We start from the raw sequence: 24535 nt of genomic DNA, 5'->3' as shown, positions 1-24535 counted from the left end.
CGAAGGAGACGCATGCTGAAGTTTTCGACCCAACGCACTATCACAGCCAGCGGTGCGGCCTTGCCCAGGTCGCCGTCGGGCGAGCCCGCACTGGTGCTCCGATCGATCCGCGGCGAGGAAGCCCTGTCGGAAATTTATACATACCTGCTGGACATGGTGACGCCGGACGACCTCGACATGCTGGCCGACGACGCGGCGAACCTCGACCTGCGCGACATGATCGGCAACGAACTGACGGTGAGCATCCAGCTTGAGGGGATCAGCCGGTCGTCGGGCCCCGTGTGGGCACGGAATATCGGCAGCGGCACGCGTGAAATCAGCGGCATCGTCACGAGCGCGCGCTTTGTCGGGCAGCAGGACCGGCTCAGCCACTACCAGCTCACCCTGCAACCGTGGATCTTTCTGGCGGACCAGCGCTCGGACTACCGGATTTTCCAGCGCAAGAACGTGAGAGACATCATCCGCGAGGTCTTGCAGGCCTACCGGTACACCTGTGCCTGGCGCACCAGCCGGATCTACCCGCCACTCGACTACCAGGTCCAGTATGGCGAAACGGACTTCGCCTTCATCCAGAGGCTGATGCAGGAAAACGGCATCTACTGGTTCTTCGAACATACGCAAACCCACCACACGATGGTGTTCGTGGACCATGTGGGCGCGCACAGACCGGTGGACAGCGAGGCGTATCACACGCTCGCGTACTACCCGCCGGGACACAAGCTCGATGCCGAGTATATCGACGCGTTCGATATCGCCCAGACGCTGCAGTCGGGCGTGTGGACAACCAGCGACTACGACTTCAAGCAGCCCGAGGCGCATCTCGCGGTTCGCAGGGTCCAGCCGCAGGAGACGGTGGACAACGATCTGGCGCGCTACGAGTGGCCGGGCGACTACACGGACCCGGCCGAGGGGGCGAAGCTCGCGCAGATCCGCATCGAGGAAATCTTTGCGCGCGGCGAGCGGGCAGAGGGCCGGGGCAGCGTGCGCAATGTCGTGTGCGGGACGAGCTTCCATCTGGAGAACCATCCGTACCGCAAGGCGAATCGGGAATACATGGTGATCCGCGCGAAGCTCGACGCCGAGGAGACGGCGCAATCCTCCGGTTTGGGCGTCTACCGGTTCCGCACTGAGTTCACCGTGCAGCCGGCGACCAATGTGTTCCGCCCGGCGCGCACGGTCCTGAAGCCGCGCACAACCGGCCCGCAAACGGCTGTGGTGACGGGCTTCGACAGGAACGTCGTGTCCACCGAGCCGTATGGTCGCGTGACGCTTAAGTTCCGCTGGGACAGGTCACCGGACAGGGACGCGAACTCATCGTGCTGGGTGCGGGTGATGTCGCCATGGGCGGGTAACGGGCACGGGAGCATCGGCGTGCCGCGTGTGGGCACGGAAGTGATCGTGGATTTCATCAACGGCGACCCGGACCGGCCGTTCGTGATCGGGCAGGCCTATAACGCGAACAACATGCCGCCGTGGCCGTTGCAGGGTAACCACGTTCTCTCGGGCATGCGTAGCCGCAGCCTGAACGGGGGCGCGTCGAACCAGTTCGTCGCGGATGACACGCCGGGCGAGTTGCAGGCGCAGGTGACGAGTGACCAGGCGAATTCCCGGCTGGTGGTGGGCTACAACACGCGCATTGTGCCCGGCGAGGGACGCAAGCAGGCGCGCGGCGAGGGTGTCGAGATCGCCACCGACGCGCACGGCGTGTTCCGGGCAAACAAAGGCCTGCTCATCACCACGGAAACGCGCGACGGTGCGCAGGCCCCCGCGAAGGACATGGGCGAGACGGTGCAGCGGCTCACGCAGGCGCGCGAGCAGCATGAAAGCCTGGCTGGACTGGCGCAGCAGAACCAGGCGCAGGACCCGGACAAAGATCAGAGCGATGTCACGAAGGTCATCAAGGCGCAGAACGACGAAATCAGAGGGGCGGGCGGCAACAACGAAGGCCACTTCCCCGAACTGGCCAGGCCGCATCTGGTTCTCGCCAGCCCTGCCGGTATCGAAACCACCTCGGCGCGATCCACACATGTTGCGAGCGGTGAACATATTGCGTTGACCAGTGGCGAGCATGTGAGCGTGTCAGCTGGCGGACGGCTGCTGGCAAGCATCAGGAACGGGATCAGGCTGTTCTGCGTCAAGGCGGGCATGAACCTGATTGCCGCCGGCGGGGACATCGATCTGAAGGCGCTGAAAGACAGCGTCAACATTCTGGCGAAGCTGAACATCACTCACACCGCCAACCGGATCACGATCACCGCGAAGGACGAAGTGGTGATCAACGGCGGCGGTAGTTATACCCGGTGGAGCGCAGGACAGATCACGAGCGGTACTTCAGGTGGCTTTGCCGTTCACGCGGCCAGCCGTGCATTCACGGGGCCGGACAACCAGGAAAAGCCGGTGTTGCCTATGACGGCCCCAGTGAGGGAGGACCTGCACTTTGCGCTGAGCGCCTTGGCTGGTGAGGCGCATCGTTACCTGAACGAACCGTACGAACTCTACAAGGGCGCCGTGAAAATCGGCCACGGTCTCACCGATGAATACGGCCGCATTGTGGTCAAGGACCACCAGCCGGGTACATCCGCTTACCGGGTCAGGCTAAGTAACGGTGGTCAGTTTGATCTCAATGTGCGTGATGCACTCAATGGCAATCCTGATCATACCGATTACCGCACCAACCGCGGTGAACGTCTCGTTTAAGGCCGAGCGCCATTTCATCAAGACAGATCGACAAGGAAGACGACGTGCCACATTTCCCGCTGAAGACCCACAACACGGCAAACGTTGCCATCGATGAACAAAGAAGAACGGCGCAAGGCTCGGTGCAATGGCTGCTGGAAGGTAATCCGCTCGCGCCGATTACGGAAGGCAACCGGCTCGATTTCATGATCTGCGGCGAGGAGGGCTTCGCCTCCATTGCGAAGGACCTGTCGGAAGCGAAAGAGACTGTTGACCTGATCTGCTGGGGCTTCGATCCGGGCATGGAACTGGTGCGCAAGGGAGACCGGTGGAAGCGGGGCGAGACATATGGTGAAATCCTCGAGCGCATCACCACCAGAAAAGATCACCCGGTGACCGTGAGACTGCTGATCTGGTACGACCAGGTGGCGTCGGCGAAACAGAACAACATGCCCGGCTATACCGATCAGGGCAGCTGGAATCCTGTAGCGAAACTAGCAGGCGGATCCTCGCCTTATAACAACGCCGAACGCAACAAGGATTGCGTCGCGTGGTGGGGGCGTAATCTGCCCAATGGCAGTGGAAGCGGGAAGAATCCGCGCCTGCAGATTGTTTTGCGCAGCATTGACAAAAAGGATGTCCAGCAGGCGCTCACCAGTGAGGAGGACAAGCCTGCCTATCAATGGGGCAGTCCGGTTGATGAAACCGGCCTTCTGGTGGGCTATCCGACGCATCACCAGAAGCCGGTGCTGATCGACTATGCGTACGACGGCGGCAGCAAGGCGGTGGGTTACGTGATGGGGCTGAATTCGGTCACCGACTTCTGGGACACCACCGAGCACACGCTGGATGATCCGCTGCGCGAAACCTGGTCGAATGCCAGGACTGGCGACGAACGCAAACACGAAACGGCCACACAGAAACTGGCCAGTACCGCGACATACCGGCATACCAAGCCCTATCAGGATTATGCGTGCCGTGTCGTCGGCCCGGCGCTGCAGCAGTTGCACGAGAATTTTGTGAACGGCTGGAATGCGTTCGCCGGGAAGCTGAGGCTCACGGCGGATCCGACGGTAAAGCCGCCCAACCTGCCGACGCTGCCGGCCAACCCGGCGCACAAGGTGCAGATCGTGCGCACGCAGCCGCACGAGCATGAAAAGACCATCAAGGACCTGTATTTCCAGGCGACGAGTTACGCACGCAATTACATCTACATCGAGAACCAGTACTTCTTCTACCCGGAATTTGTGCGGAATCTGAAGGGCGAGCGCAAGAAATTCTGCGACGCCTGGGCGAGGCTATCGCGCAAACCGATGATGGAGGTTCCGTCGCTGCACCTGTTCATCGTCATTCCGCATCCTGAAGATGACGGGATGGTGCCGCGCACGTTCGACATGCTGACGGAACTGGGGGCGAGCAGCGCAATGCCCGAACAGGGAAAGTACGTTGACGGCGGCAAGCTCGATCAGGATTACGTGGATGCCCACGAGGGCGCAAAGGGCAACAAGGTGCTGAACCGTCCTGATCTGAAGGAGCTTCAGGCGACGTTCGGGCTGAAGGTGAGCGTGGCGCGGTTGCGCACCAGCGGTGCGGACGCGAACGGGAAGATGGCGTACCGGGAAATCTACATTCACTCGAAGCTGATGCTGATCGACGACGTGTTCGTGACGCTGGGCAGCGCGAACCTGAACCAGCGCAGCATGGCGGTGGACAGCGAGATCAATATCGCGGCGACCGGGCTGGAATGGGCAAGCGGGCTGAGGCAGCGGGTGTTTGAACTGCATTCGGGGGGAGTGACTAGCGGGACGGGAGACCGGGCCAGGATGCCTCATGTGTTTGACCAATGGGAAGGACGCATGAAGGATAACCACGACATTCAAATTGCAGGGAGCAAGAACCTTCGGGGTTTCCTGCTGCCGTTCGAAGACCACCGGGCGACCACGACGATGCACGCGTCGGTCACGCTGCCGTCCTCCAGCAATACGGCGCTCGCATGAAAGCAACCCGACTGATTTCCGTTGCGCGGCTCTGCCGCGTCCTGATCGCTGCCCTTTGCCTGAGCGTCACCGGCGTTCAGGCAGGAATCCTTACCTCACTGACCGATAAAGTAACCGCCACCATGTCCAGCCTGCCGCGTTACGAGAAACTGCCGCTGTTCGATCCGCATCGCAAGAGCTTTGCCTGTGTGTATCAGGACCAGCATGTGCCCGCCAATGACCCGCAGGCGGAAGTCTGGTTCCAGCAGGCGCTGGCGCTGAACAGCCCGGATATCTATTACCAGGACCGGGACTATCCGAAGATCTACCAGCTGTATCTTCAGGCGGCGGAACGCAACCACTGGAAGGCGATGCTCAACCTCGCGTCGCTGATTGTTGGTGGCGCCTCCGGTGTGCCGGAGCAGAACCGGGAGATTGCGATCCGCTGGGTCGAGAAGGCAATGCAGCTGGGTGTGCCGGACGCGTACGACGTGATGGGCACCTACCACCAGAACGGCATGATCCGGGGTAGCGACGCCACGAGTGCCTATGCGTTCTTCCAGCGCGCCGCTGACATGGGCAGTCCGTCGGCGATGACCTACCTTGGCTACAAGATGGCGGGCACCTACGATGATCCGGGCGAAGGCTTCTGGGGCAATCTGGCTGTCGCGGTCCCGATGCTCGAATGTGCATTTGCGCAGGGTTATGGCGACGCTGGCGAAAAATTGAGTCTAATCTACGCTCGTCCGAATACGCCAGAGGCCAAGCTCCGTGCGCTCAGGGTTCTGCATGAAGGCGTGAAACTCGGCAGTGCAAAATGCGCTAGCAGCATAGCTCCTGAATTTCGTGGTTTTGACCTCGAAGATGGCAGCAATCTCGTGGGCCACATCGACAAGGCGCGTGCCGAACGCTATAGCACACTGGCCAGAGCCCTGGAGTTTTACGAGGGCCGCCTGAAACTGCCAAACCTTGACAAGATACTGCCACTGCCGCCCGCACCGCTGCCGAAGTGGGACGGCAACAAACAGACGCTGATCGACGCAGCCAAGGCGGTCACGCTGCCGCCCAGAGCACGACAGGGCGCTATGTTGCACGGGCGCGAATTCATGCTGGAAGGCCATGGCGTGCTGTCGCTCGCGCAAAGCCCTTATGCGGTCGCCGGTGACCAGCCAGTGCCCGAAACCGGCTACTGGCTCGCGCTCTACAGTCCGTCGATGACAGGCGCTGAAAAACCGGCGTATGCGCGTGGACAGTTTCCGGAGCGTTACCAGACCGGTGAACGTTTTGAAGGTTCGCGCTTTGAATGGCTGTCACCAGCAGAAGTGCAGTGGCAGTACCTCGGCGAAGCTCGTCCATTGCCTCCGGGGCGTGATGTCTTCCTGAGACAGATGCTCGGGGCGGGACTACTGCGACAGGTATCGCCGCCCGCATCAAATCTGCAATGCAACGGCATGCAACGCTGCCCCCAGACTGGCATCTGGGAAGGCCGCATACCGGCAGAGCACCCGCTGGCAGCACTGTACAACCGGTGGGAACGGCAGACGTTTGTGGAACAGGGCCAGTCCTTTCCGGACCCACGCGGGCACCTGTTGGAGATCGCGTCAGAAAGCGTGCAATGGACTTACCTCGGTAGCCCTAACGCCGACGCGGATGCACCCGGCTTAAAAAGGATCACTCTTTAAGCCATCCGACATGATCTGATTCAAGGAAGAATGCGATGGCACGGCAGGCCGGGCTCGGATGCCGTCATCGCCAGGGATTGGAATACGCAAATGAAGGACAGCCTCGTCATCCGAATGAAGGGCGTTGAGAACACGAAAGGTTTCCTGCTGCCGTTCGAAGATCGCCGGGCCACCACAGCGATGCACGCATCGGTCACCCTTCCGTCATCCGGCAATACGACGCTCGTATGAAAACAAACGGTTCGATCTCCGTAGCCCGACTCGGCCGCCTGCTGATCGCGGCCCTTTGCCTGTACGGTACCAGCGTGCAGGCAGGGCCCTTCACCTCGCTGACCAACAGGCTGGCAGCCACCATGTCTAGTCTTCCGCGTTACGAGAAACTGCCGCTGTTCGACCCGCATCGCAGGAGCTTCACCTGCTTGTACCAGGATCAGCGTGTGCCCGTCATTGACCCGCAGGCCGAAGCCTGGTTCCAGCAGGCGCTGGCGCTGGACAGCCCGGATATCTATTACAAGGAACGGGACTACCCGAAGATCTATCAGTTATATCTTCAGGCTGCCGGACGCAACCACTGGAAGGCGATGCTCAATCTTGCCTCGCTGATTGTCAGTGGCTACCCCGGCGTGCCGGAACAGGACCCGGAGAGGGCGATTGGCTGGGTCGAGAAGGCGATGCGGCTGGGCGTTCCGGATGCGTACGACATGATGGGCACCTACCATCAGAACGGTATGGTCCGGGGCGGCGATGCGACGAGTGCCTATGCGTTTTTCCAGCGCGCGGCCGACATGGGCAGTCCGTCGGCGATGACGTTCCTTGGTTACAAGATGGCCGGTACCTACGATGATCCGGGCGAAGGCTTCTGGGGCAATCTGGCTGTCGCGGTCCCAATGCTCGAATGTGCATTAGCCCAGGGTGATGGGGATGCCGCCGAAAAGCTCGGTTTTATATATGCACGTCCCGAGACGCCAGAAGCCAAACTTCGGGCGCTCAAGGTTCTGCATGAAGGGGTGAAACTCGGGAGTGCAGAATGTGCAAGCAAACTGTCCATCGAGTTTGACGGTTTCAATCTGACCAGTGGCCGCAATTTGCCAGGCCACATCGACGAGGCACGCTCTGAACGTTATAGCACCCTGGCCAGAGCCCTTGAGTTTTACCAGGGTCGCCTGAAACTGCCAAACCTGGACAAGATACTGCCGTTACCCCCCGCGCCGCTGCCGAAGTGGGATGGCAGCCGCCAGACGCTGATCGACGCTGCCAAGGCAGTCACGCTCCCGCCGCCCAAAACCTCGCAGTCCACAACATGGCAGACACCGGCTGACATGACGGGACATTACCCGACGGAAGCCCGCCAGTTGCCTCCCGGGCGTGAGGTCTTCCTGACCCAGATGCTCCAGGCCGGGCTGCTACGACTGGTGTCTCCGCCCGAATCGCGCCTGATATGCAATGGCGTGCAGCGTTGCCCGCAAACGGGTATCTGGGAGGGCCGTGTCGCCGCAGATCATCCGCTGGCCGGACTGTACAACCGCTGGGAACAGCAGGCGTTTGTGGAGGCGGGCCAGTCGTTCCCGGAGCCGCGCGAACGCTTCCTCGACATCGCATCGGAAAGCGTGCGATGGATCTATCACGGCAGCCCTAACGCCGATGCCGATGCGCCCGGTGTGAAGAAGATCACGCTGTAAGCCGGCAGGCGATAACTTGACAGGGAAAACAGGATGGCAGATCGACAGGGAAGAGACATGGCTGGGCAGGGAAAGTACGTTGACCGCGGCAAGCTCGGCATGAAGGTAATCGGACTGATTTCCGTTGCGCGGCTCTGCCGCGTCCTGATCGCTGCCCTTTGCCTGACCGTCACCGGCGTTCAGGCAGGCATCCTTACCTCACTGACCGATAAAGTAACCGCCACCATGTCCAGCCTGCCGCGTTACGAGAAACTGCCGCTGTTCGATCCGCATCGCAAGAGCTTTACCTGCGTGTATCAGGAGCAGCATGTGCCCGCCACTGATCCGCAGGCCGAAGCCTGGTTTCAGCAGGCGCTGGCGCTGGACAGCCCGGATATCTATTACAAGGAACGGGACTACCCGCAGATCTACCAGTTATATCTTCAGGCTGCCGGACGCAACCACTGGAAGGCGATGCTCAATCTTGCCTCGCTGATTGTCAGTGGCTACCCCGGCGTGCCGGAACAGGACCCGGAGAGGGCGATTGGCTGGGTCGAGAAGGCGATGCGACTGGGCGTTCCGGATGCGTACGACATGATGGGCACCTACCATCAGAACGGTATGGTCTGGGGCGGCGATGCGTCGAGTGCCTATGCGTTTTTCCAGCGCGCGGCCGACATGGGCAGTCCGTCGGCGATGACGTTCCTTGGTTACAAGATGGCCGGCACCTACGACAATCCGGGTGAAGGCTTCTGGGGCAATCTGGCTGTCGCGGTCCCGATGCTCGAATGCGCGTTTGCACAGGGTTACGGGGATGCAGGCGAAAAGCTGAGCTTAATCTATGCACGTCCGAATACACCGGAGGCCAAGCTTCGTGCGCTCAAGGTTTTGCATGAAGGGGTGAAACTCGGTAGTGCAAAATGTGCAAGCGCGCTATTCACCGAGTTCGACGGTTTTGACCTCGAAGCGGGCAGCAATCTTGTTGGGCATATCGATAAGGCGCGTGCCGAACGTTATAGCAAGCTTGCCCGGGCCTTGGAGTTTTATGACGGCCGGCTAAAGCTTCCAAACCTTGACAAGATACTGCCACTTCCCCCCCGCACCGCTGCCGAAGTGGGACGGCAACAAACAGACGCTGATCGACGCAGCCAAGGCGGTCACGCCGCCGCCGCCACCCGGCGTAAAAAAGATCACCCTTTAGCTACCCGGATTATCAGATACAGAGGAAAACACAATGGCACGGCAGGTAATTGTAGTGGGCGACACAATGGCCCCCCACGGCGGCACGGTCATCACCGGCTCCGACGTCGATAGCGTAGATGGAAAGGGCATCGCCCGTCAGGGTGATCTGGTTGACTGCACGGAGCATGGCGTCAACTCTATCGCCGAAGGTGATGAGTCGAGTATTTTCAGCGGTAAGCCAGTGGCCCTTGACGGCCACCGCGCGGAGTGCGGCTGCTCACTGGTCAGCCGTACCGGCACCTTATCTATATCGTGAATCGTTGTTCACACAGCAACGCCACGTGCGGGTGCGGTCTTCTATCAGCATCGTTTAACCAGTTGAACTGTCCAGGCCGCGTGGGCGGTTCGCTACGGGCGAGTTATTCGAAGGAGTGGTGAATGGCGAACTGTTCGGAAGACTTCGAACTGAAAGGCAATGCGCCCGACTCTTGAGGGCATTCAGACCAAAGCAGAACCAGCAAGCAATAAAGAAGATGAGCGGCGCTGCTGGCACCCGTCACGGCAAATGTGTCTTGCACCACGCGCTGGTGGTCGAAAAATTTCCGGGCGTGTGGGGAACAGACTTTTCCCCACACGTCGCCCGAAAAACGATGCGTAGCCTCACCATACATCACACGCTGTGATCTTTTACGGCTTTGCAAACATATCCTGCAAGCAGCTTCACCCCACCACTCAAACTACTCACCCCGATACGCCCGCTCCAACCCCTCGACATCGAGCTTCACCATTTTCATCATCGCCTGCATCACGCGATTCGCCTTGGCGGTATCCGGATCGCGCAGCATGGTCACGAGCACATCGGGCACGATCTGCCACGAGACGCCGAACCTGTCCGTCAGCCAGCCGCATTGCCACGGTGCGCCGCCGTCCGTAAGCTTCGCCCAATAGCTGTCGATTTCTTCCTGCGAACTGCAATGGACAAAGAGAGAGATCGCCGGCGTGAACGCAAACTGCGGGCCGCCATTCAGCGCCATGAATTCCTGGCCTTCAATCTCGAACGTGATCGCCAGCACGCCACCCTCGGGTCCGGGGCCCGCCTCCGTGTAATGCATCGTGGTGACAATGCGCGACCCCGAAAAAACAGACGTATAGAAGCTTGCCGCTTCTTCAGCATTCCCGTCGAACCACAGACACGGCGCGATCTTCTGCATGGCGGTCTCCTGCTCTTTGAGCGGACGCGCCGCGGGTTACTTCATGGCGGCCATGGCCTGCTGGATCTCTTCGGTGCTGAGATCGCGCTTGTGCGTGGCCAACGACCAGCTATGGCCGAACGGGTCTTTCAGCTGGCCGTAGCGGTCGCCCCAGAACATGTCGGCGACAGCCATCTTGACGGTCGCGCCCGCATCGACGGCTTGCTGGAAACTGGCGTCGACATCTTCGACGTAGTGGTGAATCGTCACCGGCGTGCCTTGCAGGTGGTTCGGTCCGAACGCCTGGTGTTCAGGCCATTCGTCGGTGAGCATCAGCATCGAATCGCCGATTTTCAGGCACGCGTGCATCACTTTGCCGCCCGGTCCCGGCAGCCGGAACTGTTCGACGGCGTTGAAGGCTTTCGTATAGAACGCGATGGCTTCGGCCGCGTTTGCGCAGATCAGGTATGGCGTGAGCGAGTGCATCCCGTCCGGGATCGGTTTGACAGCAGTGCTGGTCATGACGGCGACTCCTTGAAGTAACAGGTTCGTGGATTGAAAGTCCGACTGTTTCAGCCAGGCTTCCAACGTTACGACGAGTACGTCACCGCCGGATCGACACTCCGTAAAAAATATTTTTCAGCACGAACGTGCGCGTGACCGACCAACGTTCTAATGCGTGAAAGTCTCTTGTCAGCCCTCAGCCCTCAGCCCTCAGCCCACAGCCCTCAGCCCGCCGGATTGTCTTCGTCCGCAGGCGCCACTGCGGGTCCTGGCGAGGGCGCCGCCGCGCCGGCGGGCGCGCCGAGTATGCTGATCTGGAAAGTCGGCGTGGCCGCGAGTGACTGCAGTGTGGAATCTTCAGGAATGTGCTCGAAAAGCGGCAGGATGACGGAGCCGCCGATCACCGCGCGCCGGCTGTTGTCAGCCGGACGCAATCCCCACACATCCTGATAGACGACCGGGACCGCGACGCCGTTGCGAGTCGTATTGCCGATGTAAAGCATCACATGCCCGCCGATATAAATCAGCGTGCGTAACGGCACGCCATGTTGCGCCAGATAGTCGAGGCGTTGTCCAGGCGTCGAAGCGGACAGATCGATCATGCGCCCGGCGCTCATCTGCGTGGACGAATGGCGCGGCAACCACACGCCGAAGGTCGCGAAGATGCTTTGCAATTCCGACGAGCAGTCGTTGTAGAGGCCGCTGTTGCCCCAGCCGTAAGGCCGGCCGATCAGCGCTTTCATCAGCTTCGCGAGATGGCGCGGCGTGGCGGCGAGCGGCATCGGTGCAATCTGTGTGTCGCTGAGCTCCGCTGTGCGCACGATCGCGTCGCCTTCTGCGTCCCGTGCGGGCACGAGGACTTCGCGTGGAGTTGGCGTGTCGGCGACTGCGCGACGTTCGCTAGCGTCGGCGCCGGCATTCGCGTTGGGACCAGCGTTGGCATCCGCGTCCACGCTCAGGTCATTCGCAGCGCCACCACCGCTAGCGCCACCGTCAGCCGCCGCCCTTGTCTTCGCGCTGTGCCCCGCATTGACCGACGAGCGCGCGATCAATGGCAGCAGCGTGCCGGCAACCGCATCGAAGCGGAACACGCCGCGGCTATCGCGCACCGGCGCGGAAGCAGCGATCACCGCGCCGAGCGATTTCGCCGTCGCTGCGCGCCATGTATCGACGAATCGCTCGTTCGCCATGCCCACGCCGTCGCTGCGCACCCAGCCCTGCACGTCCGGCGTCTGCACATAACGCCACGCGCCGTCGACGCTCGTGCCCAGCACATACAACGGCGTGCCCGGCCGCACCGCAGAGATTTGCAGGTTGTCGAACGGATAGCCTTCGCCAGCCAGACGATGGCTGTAAAACGACGGGTCGGAGGTCGGCAGCTCGCGCACCATGAGGTTGGTTGTCGCGATTGCGCGCCGTGTGGGCTGATAGACCGGCGCCTCGGCGAACTGCGCGACGTTCATGTTCCGCGCGATGGCGTCGATCCACGCCTTGTCGTGCGGGCGGAAGTTCTCGCCATAACCGATAGCCGCGCCGCTCTTGCCGCTATTGTCGAAGCTGGCGATGCGGCGCTGCTGCAACGCGACAATATCCGCGCCTTGCTGGCGGTAGACTCGCATGGCGACGTACGCGGAATTCCACGGCGACGGCGCATTCGTGCCGGTGCCGAAGTAGCGTGCATAGAGCGCCCGGAAATGCGCTTGCTGGTCGGCGGCGCTCAGGAACGCCTGGTCGTAACCGGGGCTGGACGGATCGAGCCAGTGATCGACGTCCTGATCATAGGCGGCGAGCGGAAACAGCGTAATCGTATCGGCGGTAACATGCGCGTCGCGTGTCTGCGACGGATTGCTACACGCGGCAAGCGCCGTAAGCGAAGCGAGAGCCACGGAAAATACGACGGCGCGCGCGGCGTTCGGCCACAGGCGAGCGATGCGGGAAGGGACGGCTACAGGCATGAGTTCGGCAAAGTAAGTCCAAGGGCACGATGATACGGCGTCGCGCGTTCCATTACACTTGATCGATTAGCAAACGAACGCATTCGACGCCTCGCGCGTTGAACCAAAGGAGCACGACATGCAAACGAGCGCACGCAACCAGTTTGCCGGCGAAGTGATAACAGTCACGCACGGCGCCGTAAACGACGAAGTCACGCTGCGCACCGCTGACGGACTCGAAATCGTCGCGATCATCACGCACGGCAGCGCAACGGCGCTTGGTCTCGCCGCAGGCAAGAAAGCCTTCGCGCTGGTGAAGGCGTCTTCGATTATCGTGATGGTCGACGTAGCGAAGAATCAGGTGTCGGCGCGCAACTGCATCCCGGGGACCGTGACGGCAGTAACGAAAGGCGCGGTCAATTCGGAGGTGATCATCGGCGCGGGCGGCGCGCAGATCGCCGCGGTCGTGACCAACGAGAGTGCCGAGCGCCTGGGCCTCGCGGCAGGCAAAGCGGCGACGGCGATCTTCAAGGCATCGAGTGTGATCGTCGGTATCGAGTCGTAGTGGCCGCACTCCAGTGAAGCGGAGCGCCGCTTGCTTTACACTGGGCCGCCTGGTTGCCTCACTTTCCGCTTTTATCACGGACCCGTCATGTTCGAAGTTTCCTCCGCCTCGCAACTGCCCAAGGCCACGCATTACGAAGAACTCGTCGCGCAGGCGCGCGCGCTCCTCGCCGACGAAACCGACTGGATCGCCAACGCCGCGAATTTCTCATCGTTCGTATTTCATTCGCTGAGCGATCTGAACTGGGCCGGGTTTTACTTTTACGACGGCCGCGAACTCGTGGTCGGCCCGTTTCAGGGAAAGCCGGCGTGCGTGCGCGTCGCGCTCGGCAAAGGCGTCTGCGGCACGGCTGCGCAAACGCGTGAGACGCAGGTCGTACGTGACGTCCACGAGTTTCCCGGCCATATCGCTTGCGATTCCGCGTCGCAATCGGAAATCGTCGTGCCGCTCGTCGCACCCGACGGCACGCTGATCGGCGTATGGGATGTGGACAGCCCGCTTGTCGCGCGCTTCGACGAGTACGACGCAAAGGGCATGCAAGCACTCTGTGCGGTGTTTGTCGAAGCAGCGCTGCCGCGCGCGCCCTAACCGCCGCACGCGGTCTCAGTCATCGTCAGAAAAATACAAGGCCCGCGCGATGCAAGACCCGTCTCATCCCTCAGTGCATGCGCGCGACGCCGCTCTCGCAGCGGCCCCATTCGGCATGTTCATTTGCAATGCGCAAGGCACGTTCGAGCACGTCAACGCGGCATTCGAAAAACTGACGGGGATGACCGCCAATGAACTGGTCGGCCGGCGCAGCTTCGAATCGCTGCACGATCCGGCCGAGCTCGCGAGACGCCGCGCCGAATTGCCGATATTGGCCGCGATAGGCGCACGCTACGAGAGTGAGTGGACTTATCTGCGACGCAGCGGCACGCCGGTGCGGGTGGTGCTCGCGCTCTCTCCGCTTTCCGGTGAAGCGGCGTGTGATGCCAGCGAGGCGCGTTACATCGGCGTAGTCGTCGACATGACGCGCTATGCTCAATCGGACGCGCGCCTCTGGTATGTCTCTCATCACGACGGCGTGACGCGTCTGCCCAATCAGACGCTTTTCACCGAGCGCCTCGAGTTGACGATCGCACGCTGCGAACGCCACACGAGCGGCTTTACCGTGTTAATCGCCGAGCTCGATCACTTGCGCAAACTCCGCGACGCGCTCGGTCTGCACGCGGCCGAGCTCGTATTGCAGATCGTCGGTGAGCGGTTGCGCGGCCTCTTTCCGAACGACGGCACGATCGCCTCGATCGGCGGCACGCAGTTCGCATTGCTGATCAACGAGACCGGCCCCGCTGCCGATTCGTTCGCTGCCGAGGCGCTTAGCCGCATTGCCGAGCCGATCGACTATGGCGGAACGGCGCTGAACATCGCGGCGAGCATCGGCATCGTCGCGTATCCGGACGACGGCGGCGATGCGCCGACGTTGATGCGCCGCGCTGGCGTCGCGCTCTCGGCGGCAGCGGCGGTCAACGGCAACGCGGTCCGGCGATTTTCGACCGCGCTCGAAGGGCAGGCCGCGCGCCGCTTCCAGATCGAGACCATGTTGCGTGAAGCGTTGGAACGCCAGCAATTGCATCTCGTCTACCAGCCGCAGGTGACGCTTGCCACTGGCCGCATTGCGCAAGTCGAAGCGCTGCTGCGCTGGAATCATCCGCAGCGCGGCATGATCAGTCCGGCCGAATTCGTGCCGGTCGCCGAAGAGTCAGGGTTGATCGAGCAGATCGGCGAATGGGTGATCCGCACGGCGTGTCGCGACGCGGGCAAACTCCTTCGCCTCACCGGCAACCTGCCGCGCGTCGCGGTCAATGTGTCGCCGCAGCAGTTCCAGCGGCACGACCTCTTCGAGACCATTCGCGGGGCGCTCGACAGTGCCGCGCTCGCTCCGTCCTATCTGGAAGTGGAGATCACCGAAGGTGTGTTGCTGGGCGACACTGAGCAGACGCTGCAAACGCTCCACGCGCTGCGCGAACTCGGCGTGGAGATTGCCGTCGACGACTTCGGAACAGGCTATTCGAGTCTCGCGTATTTGACGCGGTTTCCGTTGAATCGCCTGAAGATCGACCGGTCTTTCGTCACGCGAATGGGCACGGATCCGCAATGCCACGCGCTCGTCGGCGCGATCGTGGCGATGGCGCACGCGCTCGGGCTGCGCGTCACGGCGGAGGGCGTGGAAACACCCGAGCAGGCGGCGCAGTTGCAGGCGCTTGGTTGCGACGAGGCGCAAGGGTTCTGGTTTTCGCGGCCGGTGACGGCGTCGGGGTTGGGGAGTTTGTTGAGTCCGTCGGGCGCGCGTGGCGCTGATGGAATGCGTGCCGTCCACGATTAGGGTGGCGGCAGTGTTTGCTGATCCGTCCGGACCGGCGCCGCGTGTCTTCAACTCCGGTCATGGGCGCCGTGAATGGCGGCCAGCCGATCGTCAGTGCGGGCCATCAATTCGAGTACCTCTCGCAGCACCAGTTACTGATTGAGTACCGCACTCCGCCGCGGCGATTCCAATAACCGATGCGAGATCGGCTCAAGGTCGCGAAAATCTGCAGATTGGTTTCCCGCGAGGCCGCTTGCATAGCCAAGGCTCGCCGGCGCGGATAGAAGTTGCATGCGGCCAGCGGCGCTGAGCAGGTACGCAGTAGCGTTGGCGGGCGCATCGCAGCAATAGAGGACCGCTCGCTTAAGACCGGCCTCGTCGGTTGGCACCGTGCCGAGATACACGCCGCACGGCGAGCAGATCGACGAGGGCGCCCGCCACACAGCAGTCAGCCACTACATCAAGACTATATCGTACTGCTCCTGACTCAAATTCGACTCCACCTGCAACGACACCGGCTTGCCGATAAAATCAATCAACATTGCCAGATGCTGGGACTCTTCTTCGAGAAACAGATCGATCACCTGTTGCGACGCGACCACGCGGAACTCGCGCGGATTGAACTGTCGCGACTCGCGCAGAATCTCGCGCAGCACGTCGTAGCAAACGGTACGCGGCGTTTTCACCTGGCCTTTGCCCTGGCAAACCGGGCACGGCTCGCACAGCACGTGCGCGAGCGATTCGCGCGTGCGCTTGCGTGTCATCTCAACCAGCCCTAGTTGCGAGAAACCATTCACGGTCACGCGTGTGCGGTCGCGCGACAACGCCTTCTTCAATTCGCCCAGCACCTGATCGCGATGCTCGACGTTTTCCATATCGATGAAATCGATGATGATCACGCCGCCCAGATTGCGCAACCGCAATTGCCGCGCAATGGTATGCGCCGCTTCCAGGTTCGTCTTGAAGATGGTGTCGTCGAAATTGCGCGCGCCGACGTAGCCGCCCGTATTCACGTCGATGGTGGTCATTGCTTCGGTCTGGTCGATCACCAGATAGCCGCCCGACTTCAGATCCACGCGGCGCGACAACGCGCGCTGGATTTCCGCCTCGATGTTGTACAGATCGAAAAGCGGCCGCTCGCCCGTGTAGTGATGCAGCTTCGCGGACACCGCCGGCGTGAACTCCGCCGCGAAATCGGCCAGCATCTGATACGTCTCGCGCGAGTCGACCTGAATGCGCGACGTTTCATCGTTGACGAAATCGCGTAGCACGCGTTGCGCGAGATTCAGATCCTGATAGAGCAGGCTCGTGGGCGGCATGCGCTGGCCTTGCGACAGAATCGTCGCCCATGTCTTGCGCAGATATGCGACGTCGGCGGCCAGTTCTTCGCTCGTCGCATCTTCGGCGATGGTGCGCACGATGTAGCCGCCTTTCTCGTCGGCGGGCAACACGGCGGTCAAACGTGCGCGCACGGCTTCGCGCTCGGCTTCGCTTTCGATCTTCTGCGAGATGCCGATATGCGGCTCTTGCGGCAGATACACGAGCGTGCGCCCGGCAATGCTCACTTGCGTGGAAAGCCGTGCGCCCTTGGTCCCGATCGGATCCTTCACCACCTGGACCATCAGCGTCTGACCTTCGAACACGATCTTTTCAATCGGCTGATGCGGCGTCTGATGTTGCGGCTCGCCGGCAATGCGCGGGTGCCAGATATCGGCTACGTGCAAAAATGCGGCGCGCTCCAGACCGATGTCGATAAACGCGGATTGCATGCCCGGCAACACGCGCACGACTTTGCCGAGATAGACGTTGCCGACGCGGCCCCGCGACAGCGTTCGTTCGACGTGAAGTTCCTGGACGGCGCCTTGCTGGACGAGCGCGACGCGCGTTTCCTGCGGCGTGACATTGATCAGGATTTCTTCATTCATGGTGTTGTTCTAGAAGTCGATGCGCGCTGCACGCAGGAGGGCAGCGGTTTCAAAAAGCGGCAAACCCATGATACCTGAATAGGACCCGTCGATATGCTCGATAAACTCCGCGGCGCGCCCCTGCACGCCGTACGCTCCCGCCTTGCCGAGCGGCTCGCCGCTCGCTACATAGCGGTGAATCGTGTCTCGATGCAACGCAGCAAAGCGCACTTTCGATGTGGAGAGCGCGGCGGGCAGTAACTCGCCGTAAGCATCGACTACCGCCACGGCGGTCAGCACTTCGTGATCGCGGCCAGACAGGCGCGCGAGCATGGCTTGGGCATCGTCGGCGTCAAGCGGCTTGCCGAGAATCGCATCGTCGACGGTGACGGTTGTATCCGCAACCAGAATAGGTCGCGCGACGTGGTTGCCGGCCACGAGCCGGGCGCGCGCGGCCCGCGCTTTCGCCACGCAGACACGTTGCACATAGTCGTGGGCGCGCTCGCCGGGCAATTCGGCTTCGAGCGCTTCGGCGTCTTCATCGGGGCGCGGCAGCAGCAGTTCGAAGCGCACGCCGATCTGTTGCAGCAACTCCTGACGGCGCGGACTTTGCGACGCGAGATACACGAATGGATGCAGCGAAGCGGCGGACGTTGGCATGAAAATGTCTCGAACAAACGGATTATGTGAGCGCGCGATGAGGGTGTCGATTTTGCGCCGAACGAGCTTTGCGGGTGCATGCCGGCGATCTATCCTGCCGACGCGCGCGCGCGCGCGCGCACGCCGAGCCGCAGCCCGCACCGCGCCCTGACGCGCCGCGCTATGACAAACGCGACGCGCGCGGCCAGCATGGGGACGCCCGACCAGGAGCGCCGGGCCAAGAGCGCCCGGCTAGGGGCGCCAGGCCACGGGCGCGCGTCAACAGCGTAATGAAGAACTATGGCAATTGCCGGCGATTACTTCCACAACGTCCCGCGTCAGGAACAACGGGACTCGAAACGCCTGGCGTCTCGATCAATCTAACTCACGCGCGATGATACGGATGATTCTGCGTGATGGTCCACGCGCGGTAAAGCTGTTCGGCGAGCAGCACACGTACCATCGCGTGCGGCAACGTGAGGCTCGAGACGCGCAGCATCATGTCGGCACGCGTCTTCAGTTCGGGATCGAGCCCGTCGGCACCGCCGATCAGAAACGCGACGTCGCGTCCGTCCTGCTGCCAGCCGGGCAGGGCGCCGGCAAGTTGCATGGTGGTCCAGTCTTTGCCGCGTTCATCGAGCGCGACGATGCGCGCGTTTTTGGGCAACGCGGCTTCGATCTTCACTCGCTCGGCGGCCATTACGCTCTCCGCCGGACGGCCCGACGAACGCTGCTCGGGCTTGATTTCGCGCAGTTCGATACGCAGCTCAGGCGGCATGCGCTTCGCGTATTCGTCGAAGCCGACAGCGATCCAGTCGGGCATCTTGTGGCCGACGGCGAGGATGTGCAGTTTCATGATGCCTGGGAGCGCCGCTCGCGCAGTTCCATCTGGAGGCGGTTCAAGCGAGCGGTCAAAGCCCGCTCACTTCCGGCGCGCGGCCGTCTTGCGCGCGGGCTTCTTCACAGCCGGCGCCTCTTCGTCTTCTTCGTCCTCGTCGGGCTCGCTCGAACGCGCGCCGCCGAACGGATCAGGCGTAGAGAGCTTGATGCGGACCGGCTTGTCGCCCCAGATTTCCTCGAGGTTGTAGTACTGGCGCAGCGCCGGTTGCAGGATGTGGACGATCGCGTCGCCGCAATCGACCAGCACCCATTCGCCGATGTCCTCGCCCTCGGTGCTGACGATGTCGCCGCCGGCTTCCTTGACGTTCTCGCGCACGCTCGAGGCGAGTGCCTTGGTTTGCCGGTTGGAGGTGCCGCTCGCGACGATCACACGATCGAACAGCGCGGTCAGGTGGCTGGTGTTGAACACCTTGATGTCTTGCGCTTTGACGTCTTCGAGAGCGTCGACTATCACGCGTTGCAGTTTGCGAATATCCATGGATTTACCGGTGGTACAAATGATGTTGAAGAATGTAGTCCCACACCGCAGTGGGGACGTGGCTTGCGGCCTCACCCTGCTGTTCGCCGCCCACATGGGCAAGCCGCTGGCTCACCTGTTCACGCAGATGCGCGCGAATGTCGGTGGCCGAGACGTTGAACGCAAGCGTGGTATCGATCAGCAAGTGGCCGCAAGGCGTGGCTTGCAGAACGTCGGCGCTGGCGCGGCGCGCGTCGATTTCTTTCGCGACCGCGGGCGGAATCGACGCGAGATCGAAACCGGGCCGCGTGGCCGCGCAGATGTGCGCGAAGTCGAACAGGCGCCGCCAGTCGCGCCATGTATCGAGATGCACTAGTTGATCTGCGCCGATCAGCAATGCAATGGATGCCTCGTCGCCTTCCCGTTCGCGCCAGCGTTGCAGCGTGTTGACAGTGTAGGTCGGGCCTTCGTGCTCGATTTCGTCGGTTGCGACTCGCACCGTCGCTCCCGGCAGCACGAGTTGACCGGCCGCCGCGCGTGTCATGGCGAGGCGATGCACGGCCGGCGACACGTCCGCTTTCTGCCAGGGCTGGCCGGCCGGCAACAGCACGAGCTCGGTCAGTTGCAGCACGTCGGCGAAACGCCGCGCGAGCGCGAGGTGGCCGTCGTGGATCGGATCGAAAGTGCCGCCGAGCAAACCGATCCGGCGAGGCAGTGCAACGGGATGAGCGTTCGGCTTCAGGTGAAAATCCTTTGTCGTAGCCAGGTGCGGGGCAGTGCGCCTCTCCGGGGTTCCAGAGCGCTCACAGCCAGTCGCGCGGCACGAGAAAATCGGTGTAAAGGCGCGCTTCCGGCGTGCCGGGTTCCGGATGCCAGTTGTAGCGCCAGTTCACCACAGGCGGCATCGACATCAGAATCGATTCGGTGCGTCCGCCGCTCTGCAGTCCAAACAGTGTGCCACGGTCGAAGACCAGATTGAACTCGACGTAGCGTCCGCGCCGGTAAGCCTGGAAATCGCGCTCGGCCTCGCCGTACGGAATGTTGCGGCGCTTTTCGATGATCGGCAGGTACGCCTTGAGGAACCCTTCGCCCACGCTTCTGAGCATTGCGAACGATTGATCGAAGCCCGGCGCCGAGTAATCGTCGAAAAAAATCCCGCCGATGCCGCGCGGCTCGTTCCTATGCTTCAGGAAGAAATAGTCGTCGCACCAACGCTTGAAACTCGGGTACAGGTCCGCGCCATAAGGCTCCAGCGCATCGCGGCACACGCGGTGAAAATGCCGCGCGTCTTCTTCGTAGCCGTAGTACGGCGTCAGATCCATGCCGCCGCCGAACCAGAACACCGGCTCTTCGCCAGGCTTGGTCGCGACGAGCAGGCGCACGTTCATATGCACGGTCGGGCAGTGCGGATTGTGCGGGTGCAGCACGAGAGACACACCCATCGCCTCGAAGCCGCGCCCGGCCAGTTGTGGGCGCGCCGCGCTCGCGGAGCCCGGCAACGCGTCGCCCGCGACGTCGGAAAAGCCAATGCCGGCACGCTCGAAGAAGTTGCCGCCTTCGAGAATGCGCGTGAAGCCGCCGCCACGCAGCTTTTCGCCGGGCGTGCGCTGCCATGCGTCGGTGGCGAAGGGCTTGCCGTCGAACGCGCCCAGCGTGTCCGCGATTTGTGTTTGCAGGCTTTGCAGCCAAATGCGCACGGCTTGTGCGTCGTAGCTCGGATCGGTCATCAATGCAGGTGCTGAAGGCGGCACGTCGGTGCCGCGGGTTGCTCGTGAAGCGCCGCGCTGTATTTCGGAGATGCCGCCGCGAAGGCGCGGCCGTTCGGGTGCAGGGTGCTGCGCGCGCGGCAGGGTTGCCCGTTGCTCGGGCGTTTAAGCCGTGGGCACCGTTCCCGCCATTTGCCCGACTTGCCGCATTCGCCCCTTCGCCTGATTCGCCCCTTCGCCTCATTCGCACCGAGGCTCGGCGGTACCGGATTCGCGGTGCACCGACGGACGCAGTTCTCAGCCGGGGCTTCGCGCTGCCTCTGCCGTTACGCCAATGCGGGCGCGGACGAACAAGCGCCGCCGCAAACCCGCAGTGTAGCGCCGCTGGCGCACCACACGGGCGAGCGCGCCACGCGCGTCAGTGCTTGCCTTCCGTCCTGGCGTCGTGCTTGCGGTTCAGCGCGCGATAGCCGATGTCGCGCCGATACTGCATGCCGTCGAACGAGATCTGGTTGATCGTTTCATACGCGACCGACTGCGCGCTGCGCACGGAATCGGCCAGACCGACCACGCACAGCACGCGGCCGCCCGACGTGAGCAGCTTGCCGTCCGTTAGCGTGGTGCCCGCATGGAAAGTGACCGAGTCCGCCGTTTCCGCAGGAATGTCGTTGATGCGGTCGCCCTTGCGCGGCGTGTCCGGATAGTTGTGCGCGGCGAGCACCACGCCGAGCGCGGTGCGGCGGTCCCACTCCAGTTCGACCGTGTCCAGCGTGCCGGCGATTGCCTGCTCGACCACCTTCGAATAGTCGCCCTTCAGACGAGCCATGATCGGCTGCGTTTCGGGGTCGCCCATGCGGCAGTTGAACTCGAGCGTTTTGGGATTGCCTTGCGCGTCGATCATCAGGCCGGCGTACAGAAAGCCGGTGTAACGGATGCCTTCCTTTTCCATGCCGCGCACGGTCGGCAGAATGATTTCGCGCATCACGCGCGCATGCAGTTGCGGCGTGACGATCGGCGCGGGCGAGTATGCGCCCATGCCGCCGGTATTCGGGCCCTGATCGCCGTCGAGCAGACGCTTGTGATCCTGGCTCGACGCGAGCGGCAGCACATGCTTGCCGTCTACCATCACGATGAAGCTTGCCTCTTCGCCCGCGAGGAACTCCTCGATCACAACACGCGCGCCGGCGTCGCCGAGCTTGTTGTCGGAGAGCATCATGTCGACCGCGGCGTGCGCTTCTTCCAGCGTCTGCGCGACGACCACACCCTTGCCGGCGGCGAGGCCGTCAGCCTTGATGACGATCGGTGCGCCCTTTGCGTCGAGATACGCGTGCGCGGCGGCGACGTCGGCGAAGGTTTCGTATTCGGCCGTGGGGATCGCGTGGCGCTTCATGAACGCCTTCGCGAAGTCTTTCGAGCTTTCGAGCTGCGCTGCTTCCTTCGTCGGCCCGAAAATCTTCAGACCGCGCGAGCGGAACAAATTGACAATGCCTGCCGCGAGCGGCGCTTCCGGCCCGACCAGCGTGAAGGCGATCTGTTCCTGCTCGACGAAATCGGCGAGCGCGGCCGGCTCGGTAATGTCGACGTTGCGCAGACGCTCGTCCTGCGCGGTGCCGCCGTTGCCAGGCGCCACGTAGACGAGCTGGACCCGCGGCGATTGCGCGAGCTTCCATGCGAGCGCATGTTCGCGACCGCCGGAACCGACGACGAGTAACTTCATGTGAATCCCCGAGACTTTAAAAACCATAAACGGCTGAAGCAGCAAGCGCAGCCGTGCAATAAATAGCGAGATTCGCGCCGGGTCAGCCAGCGCCGGCGATGAAGCCGGCGCAGCAAATCCGGGACGAACCCGAGTGGCGATGGCATGGCGGGCGCACGACCCTGCACCTATGTCCAAAACGCCCGTTCAGCGCAACGACCTGCATAAAGCGGCAATAGCGGCGGCAATAACAGCGGCGATCAAGCAGCAATCGAGCAGCAATCGAGCAGCAACGCGAGGGGCCGCCGGCAGCACCGCGCGGATTCGGGTTCGCCCAAGGCGGACCCGACCCGCATGCTGCGTGAGCAAGCTCACTCGTCGGCGATCGCGGCGTTTGTATAGACTTCCTGCACGTCGTCCAGATTTTCCAGCGCGTCGAGCAGCTTCTGCATTTTCACCGCGTCGTCGCCCGTGAACTCGACTTCCGTCTGAGGTTTCATCGTCACCTCGGCCACTTCGGCCTTGAAGCCCGCGGCTTCGAGCGCGGTCTTCACCTTCGGGAAATCGTTCGGCGGGCACAGTACTTCAATGCTGCCGTCCTCGTTCGTGACGACGTCGTCAGCACCGGCTTCGAGCGCGGCTTCCATCAGCTTGTCTTCGGGCGTGCCCGGCGCGAACAGGAACTGGCCGACGTGATCGAACATGAACGACACCGAGCCGTCCGTGCCCATGTTGCCGCCGTTCTTCGAGAACGCGTGACGCACTTCCGCCACTGTGCGGGTACGGTTGTCGGTCATGGTGTCGACGATCACCGCCGCACCGCCGATGCCGTAGCCTTCGTAGCGGATTTCCTCGTAGTTCGCGCCGTCGACGCCGCCCACGCCGCGCTGGATCGCGCGGTTGACGTTGTCTTTCGGCATGTTGGCGTCGTACGCCTTTTCGACGGCGAGCCGCAGACGCGGATTCGAGTCGATGTCGCCGCCGCCCATGCGCGCCGCGACCTGAATTTCCTTGATGAGCCGCGTCCAGACCTTGCCGCGCTTGGCGTCGGCCGCTGCCTTCTTATGCTTGATGTTGGCCCATTTCGAATGACCCGCCATACCTTTCTCCGTCGCGCGCGCCAGCGGGGCGCACGCATTGTGCAATTGTCGTTGCGATTCCGGGCGCTCGTGCGTGTGCTTGCCGCCTCGTGCCTCGATGTTGAATTCGTGCCCAGTCCGTTTAACCGCCGCGCCGCGCCTTGCGTCGCCTCGCGCCGCGGCAGGCGCGGCTGGCGGGTGCGAAGTGCTGTGGCGCGCCCGGCAGGCGCCATGCGGCTAACGCACCGCGAATAACGGCTGGCTCGCCCGGTCAGCGTGCATTGCCCGCCCGGACACGCGATGAGCCTTAAGTTGCCGGAAGCGGGGCTGCCCCGGGGCTGCCCTTTAAGTGGACTCGAATTTTATCACGCCGGGAGGGGGCGGCAGAGGCAGACATTGACGTGAATTGCACAGAAAGTGCGCCTGTGGGGCGCTCAGCGGCG

General features: G+C 62.4%; 21 protein-coding genes. 10 read left to right on the top strand and 11 right to left on the bottom strand.

Annotation, left to right across the window (positions count from 1 at the left end; all coding sequences use genetic code 11):
- Window positions 1-12: 12 nt before the first annotated feature.
- The 7 genes from JMY24_RS23705 (at window position 13) to JMY24_RS23675 (ending at window position 9490) form a co-directional block, all read left to right on the top strand.
- On the top strand, window positions 13-2697 hold the full coding sequence (locus JMY24_RS23705) for a type VI secretion system Vgr family protein (RefSeq protein WP_201703021.1): 2685 nt from the start codon (window positions 13-15) through the stop codon (window positions 2695-2697).
- A 44-nt stretch (window positions 2698-2741) separates the two neighbouring features.
- Window positions 2742-4673 carry a phospholipase D-like domain-containing protein gene (locus tag JMY24_RS23700; RefSeq protein ID WP_201703019.1) on the top strand — a complete coding sequence of 644 codons (1932 nt, stop codon included), beginning with the start codon at window positions 2742-2744 and terminating at the stop codon, window positions 4671-4673.
- Between the two features lie 122 nt (window positions 4674-4795).
- A complete protein-coding gene (locus JMY24_RS23695; protein WP_201703066.1) occupies window positions 4796-6334 on the top strand; it encodes a tetratricopeptide repeat protein in 1539 nt (512 codons plus the stop codon).
- 90 nt (window positions 6335-6424) lie between these two features.
- Window positions 6425-6565 carry a hypothetical protein gene (locus JMY24_RS23690; RefSeq protein ID WP_164853435.1) on the top strand — a complete coding sequence of 47 codons (141 nt, stop codon included), beginning with the start codon at window positions 6425-6427 and terminating at the stop codon, window positions 6563-6565.
- Window positions 6562-8013, top strand: a complete 1452-nt coding sequence (locus tag JMY24_RS23685; RefSeq protein ID WP_236597485.1) for an SEL1-like repeat protein — start codon at window positions 6562-6564, stop codon at window positions 8011-8013. The genes JMY24_RS23690 and JMY24_RS23685 overlap by 4 nt, the downstream gene beginning before the upstream one ends.
- Before the next feature lie 33 nt (window positions 8014-8046).
- Window positions 8047-9306 carry a tetratricopeptide repeat protein gene (locus tag JMY24_RS23680; RefSeq protein WP_236597484.1) on the top strand — a complete coding sequence of 420 codons (1260 nt, stop codon included), beginning with the start codon at window positions 8047-8049 and terminating at the stop codon, window positions 9304-9306.
- Entirely contained in the window at window positions 9227-9490 is a 264-nt protein-coding gene (locus JMY24_RS23675) for a PAAR domain-containing protein (RefSeq protein ID WP_128592379.1), read from the top strand. The genes JMY24_RS23680 and JMY24_RS23675 overlap by 80 nt, the downstream gene beginning before the upstream one ends.
- A 421-nt stretch (window positions 9491-9911) precedes the next feature.
- Here JMY24_RS23675 and JMY24_RS23670 read toward each other — a convergent pair whose 3' ends face one another.
- The 3 genes from JMY24_RS23670 to JMY24_RS23660 all read right to left on the bottom strand — a co-directional run bounded on the left by JMY24_RS23670 (window position 9912) and on the right by JMY24_RS23660 (window position 12823).
- On the bottom strand, window positions 9912-10385 hold the full coding sequence (locus JMY24_RS23670; RefSeq protein WP_128594687.1) for a VOC family protein: 474 nt from the start codon (window positions 10383-10385) through the stop codon (window positions 9912-9914).
- A gap of 36 nt (window positions 10386-10421) precedes the next feature.
- Complete coding sequence (locus JMY24_RS23665; protein ID WP_128592381.1) at window positions 10422-10886, bottom strand: VOC family protein; 465 nt, start codon at window positions 10884-10886, stop codon at window positions 10422-10424.
- Window positions 10887-11092: 206 nt separating this feature from the next.
- Complete coding sequence (locus JMY24_RS23660; protein WP_128594688.1) at window positions 11093-12823, bottom strand: SH3 domain-containing C40 family peptidase; 1731 nt, start codon at window positions 12821-12823, stop codon at window positions 11093-11095.
- 118 nt (window positions 12824-12941) lie between these two features.
- Between JMY24_RS23660 and JMY24_RS23655 the strand changes: the two genes are divergently transcribed.
- The 3 genes from JMY24_RS23655 (at window position 12942) to JMY24_RS23645 (ending at window position 15732) form a co-directional block, all read left to right on the top strand.
- A complete protein-coding gene (locus tag JMY24_RS23655; RefSeq protein WP_128594689.1) occupies window positions 12942-13367 on the top strand; it encodes a TOBE domain-containing protein in 426 nt (141 codons plus the stop codon).
- A gap of 87 nt (window positions 13368-13454) precedes the next feature.
- A complete protein-coding gene (locus tag JMY24_RS23650) occupies window positions 13455-13955 on the top strand; it encodes a GAF domain-containing protein (protein WP_128594690.1) in 501 nt (166 codons plus the stop codon).
- Window positions 13956-14004: 49 nt separating this feature from the next.
- Window positions 14005-15732, top strand: coding sequence for a putative bifunctional diguanylate cyclase/phosphodiesterase (locus JMY24_RS23645; RefSeq protein ID WP_128594691.1), 1728 nt, complete (start codon window positions 14005-14007; stop codon window positions 15730-15732).
- A gap of 434 nt (window positions 15733-16166) precedes the next feature.
- Here JMY24_RS23645 and rng read toward each other — a convergent pair whose 3' ends face one another.
- The 8 genes from rng to JMY24_RS23605 form a co-directional block, all read right to left on the bottom strand.
- Entirely contained in the window at window positions 16167-17636 is a 1470-nt protein-coding gene (gene rng, locus JMY24_RS23640; RefSeq protein WP_020069534.1) for a ribonuclease G, read from the bottom strand.
- 9 nt (window positions 17637-17645) lie between these two features.
- Window positions 17646-18275, bottom strand: a complete 630-nt coding sequence (locus JMY24_RS23635) for a Maf family protein (protein WP_128594692.1) — start codon at window positions 18273-18275, stop codon at window positions 17646-17648.
- Window positions 18276-18639: 364 nt separating this feature from the next.
- Window positions 18640-19110 carry a 23S rRNA (pseudouridine(1915)-N(3))-methyltransferase RlmH gene (gene rlmH / locus JMY24_RS23630; protein WP_128594695.1) on the bottom strand — a complete coding sequence of 157 codons (471 nt, stop codon included), beginning with the start codon at window positions 19108-19110 and terminating at the stop codon, window positions 18640-18642.
- A 66-nt stretch (window positions 19111-19176) separates the two neighbouring features.
- Window positions 19177-19632, bottom strand: a complete 456-nt coding sequence (gene rsfS, locus JMY24_RS23625) for a ribosome silencing factor (protein WP_128594696.1) — start codon at window positions 19630-19632, stop codon at window positions 19177-19179.
- Between the two features lie 4 nt (window positions 19633-19636).
- A complete protein-coding gene (locus tag JMY24_RS23620; RefSeq protein ID WP_413231266.1) occupies window positions 19637-20353 on the bottom strand; it encodes a nicotinate-nucleotide adenylyltransferase in 717 nt (238 codons plus the stop codon).
- A gap of 61 nt (window positions 20354-20414) precedes the next feature.
- Window positions 20415-21338 carry an oxygen-dependent coproporphyrinogen oxidase gene (gene hemF / locus JMY24_RS23615; RefSeq protein ID WP_201703018.1) on the bottom strand — a complete coding sequence of 308 codons (924 nt, stop codon included), beginning with the start codon at window positions 21336-21338 and terminating at the stop codon, window positions 20415-20417.
- Between the two features lie 397 nt (window positions 21339-21735).
- Entirely contained in the window at window positions 21736-23034 is a 1299-nt protein-coding gene (gene purD / locus JMY24_RS23610; RefSeq protein WP_128594699.1) for a phosphoribosylamine--glycine ligase, read from the bottom strand.
- Between the two features lie 350 nt (window positions 23035-23384).
- Window positions 23385-24113 (bottom strand): YebC/PmpR family DNA-binding transcriptional regulator, encoded by a 729-nt coding sequence (locus tag JMY24_RS23605; protein ID WP_027776629.1) that lies wholly within the window; start codon window positions 24111-24113, stop codon window positions 23385-23387.
- Window positions 24114-24535: the final 422 nt, after the last annotated feature.

The organism is Paraburkholderia kirstenboschensis (genome assembly GCF_904848585.1).
GTDB lineage: Bacteria > Pseudomonadota > Gammaproteobacteria > Burkholderiales > Burkholderiaceae > Paraburkholderia > Paraburkholderia kirstenboschensis.
Note: the sequence above shows the minus strand (reverse complement) of the source record. Positions and strands in the feature narration are given on the sequence as shown.

Coding starts and splice junctions, on each gene's coding strand:
- JMY24_RS23665 (WP_128592381.1), bottom strand. CDS start 10,886: ATGACCAGCACTGCTGTCAAACCGATCCCGGACGGGATGCACTCGCTC.
- rng (WP_020069534.1), bottom strand. CDS start 17,636: ATGAATGAAGAAATCCTGATCAATGTCACGCCGCAGGAAACGCGCGTC.
- JMY24_RS23655 (WP_128594689.1), top strand. CDS start 12,942: ATGCAAACGAGCGCACGCAACCAGTTTGCCGGCGAAGTGATAACAGTC.
- JMY24_RS23660 (WP_128594688.1), bottom strand. CDS start 12,823: ATGCCTGTAGCCGTCCCTTCCCGCATCGCTCGCCTGTGGCCGAACGCC.
- JMY24_RS23690 (WP_164853435.1), top strand. CDS start 6,425: ATGAAGGACAGCCTCGTCATCCGAATGAAGGGCGTTGAGAACACGAAA.
- rsfS (WP_128594696.1), bottom strand. CDS start 19,632: ATGGATATTCGCAAACTGCAACGCGTGATAGTCGACGCTCTCGAAGAC.
- hemF (WP_201703018.1), bottom strand. CDS start 21,338: ATGACCGATCCGAGCTACGACGCACAAGCCGTGCGCATTTGGCTGCAA.
- rlmH (WP_128594695.1), bottom strand. CDS start 19,110: ATGAAACTGCACATCCTCGCCGTCGGCCACAAGATGCCCGACTGGATC.
- JMY24_RS23705 (WP_201703021.1), top strand. CDS start 13: ATGCTGAAGTTTTCGACCCAACGCACTATCACAGCCAGCGGTGCGGCC.
- JMY24_RS23680 (WP_236597484.1), top strand. CDS start 8,047: ATGGCAGATCGACAGGGAAGAGACATGGCTGGGCAGGGAAAGTACGTT.
- JMY24_RS23675 (WP_128592379.1), top strand. CDS start 9,227: ATGGCACGGCAGGTAATTGTAGTGGGCGACACAATGGCCCCCCACGGC.
- JMY24_RS23670 (WP_128594687.1), bottom strand. CDS start 10,385: ATGCAGAAGATCGCGCCGTGTCTGTGGTTCGACGGGAATGCTGAAGAA.
- JMY24_RS23605 (WP_027776629.1), bottom strand. CDS start 24,113: ATGGCGGGTCATTCGAAATGGGCCAACATCAAGCATAAGAAGGCAGCG.
- JMY24_RS23645 (WP_128594691.1), top strand. CDS start 14,005: ATGCAAGACCCGTCTCATCCCTCAGTGCATGCGCGCGACGCCGCTCTC.
- purD (WP_128594699.1), bottom strand. CDS start 23,034: ATGAAGTTACTCGTCGTCGGTTCCGGCGGTCGCGAACATGCGCTCGCA.
- JMY24_RS23695 (WP_201703066.1), top strand. CDS start 4,796: ATGTCCAGCCTGCCGCGTTACGAGAAACTGCCGCTGTTCGATCCGCAT.
- JMY24_RS23650 (WP_128594690.1), top strand. CDS start 13,455: ATGTTCGAAGTTTCCTCCGCCTCGCAACTGCCCAAGGCCACGCATTAC.
- JMY24_RS23685 (WP_236597485.1), top strand. CDS start 6,562: ATGAAAACAAACGGTTCGATCTCCGTAGCCCGACTCGGCCGCCTGCTG.
- JMY24_RS23635 (WP_128594692.1), bottom strand. CDS start 18,275: ATGCCAACGTCCGCCGCTTCGCTGCATCCATTCGTGTATCTCGCGTCG.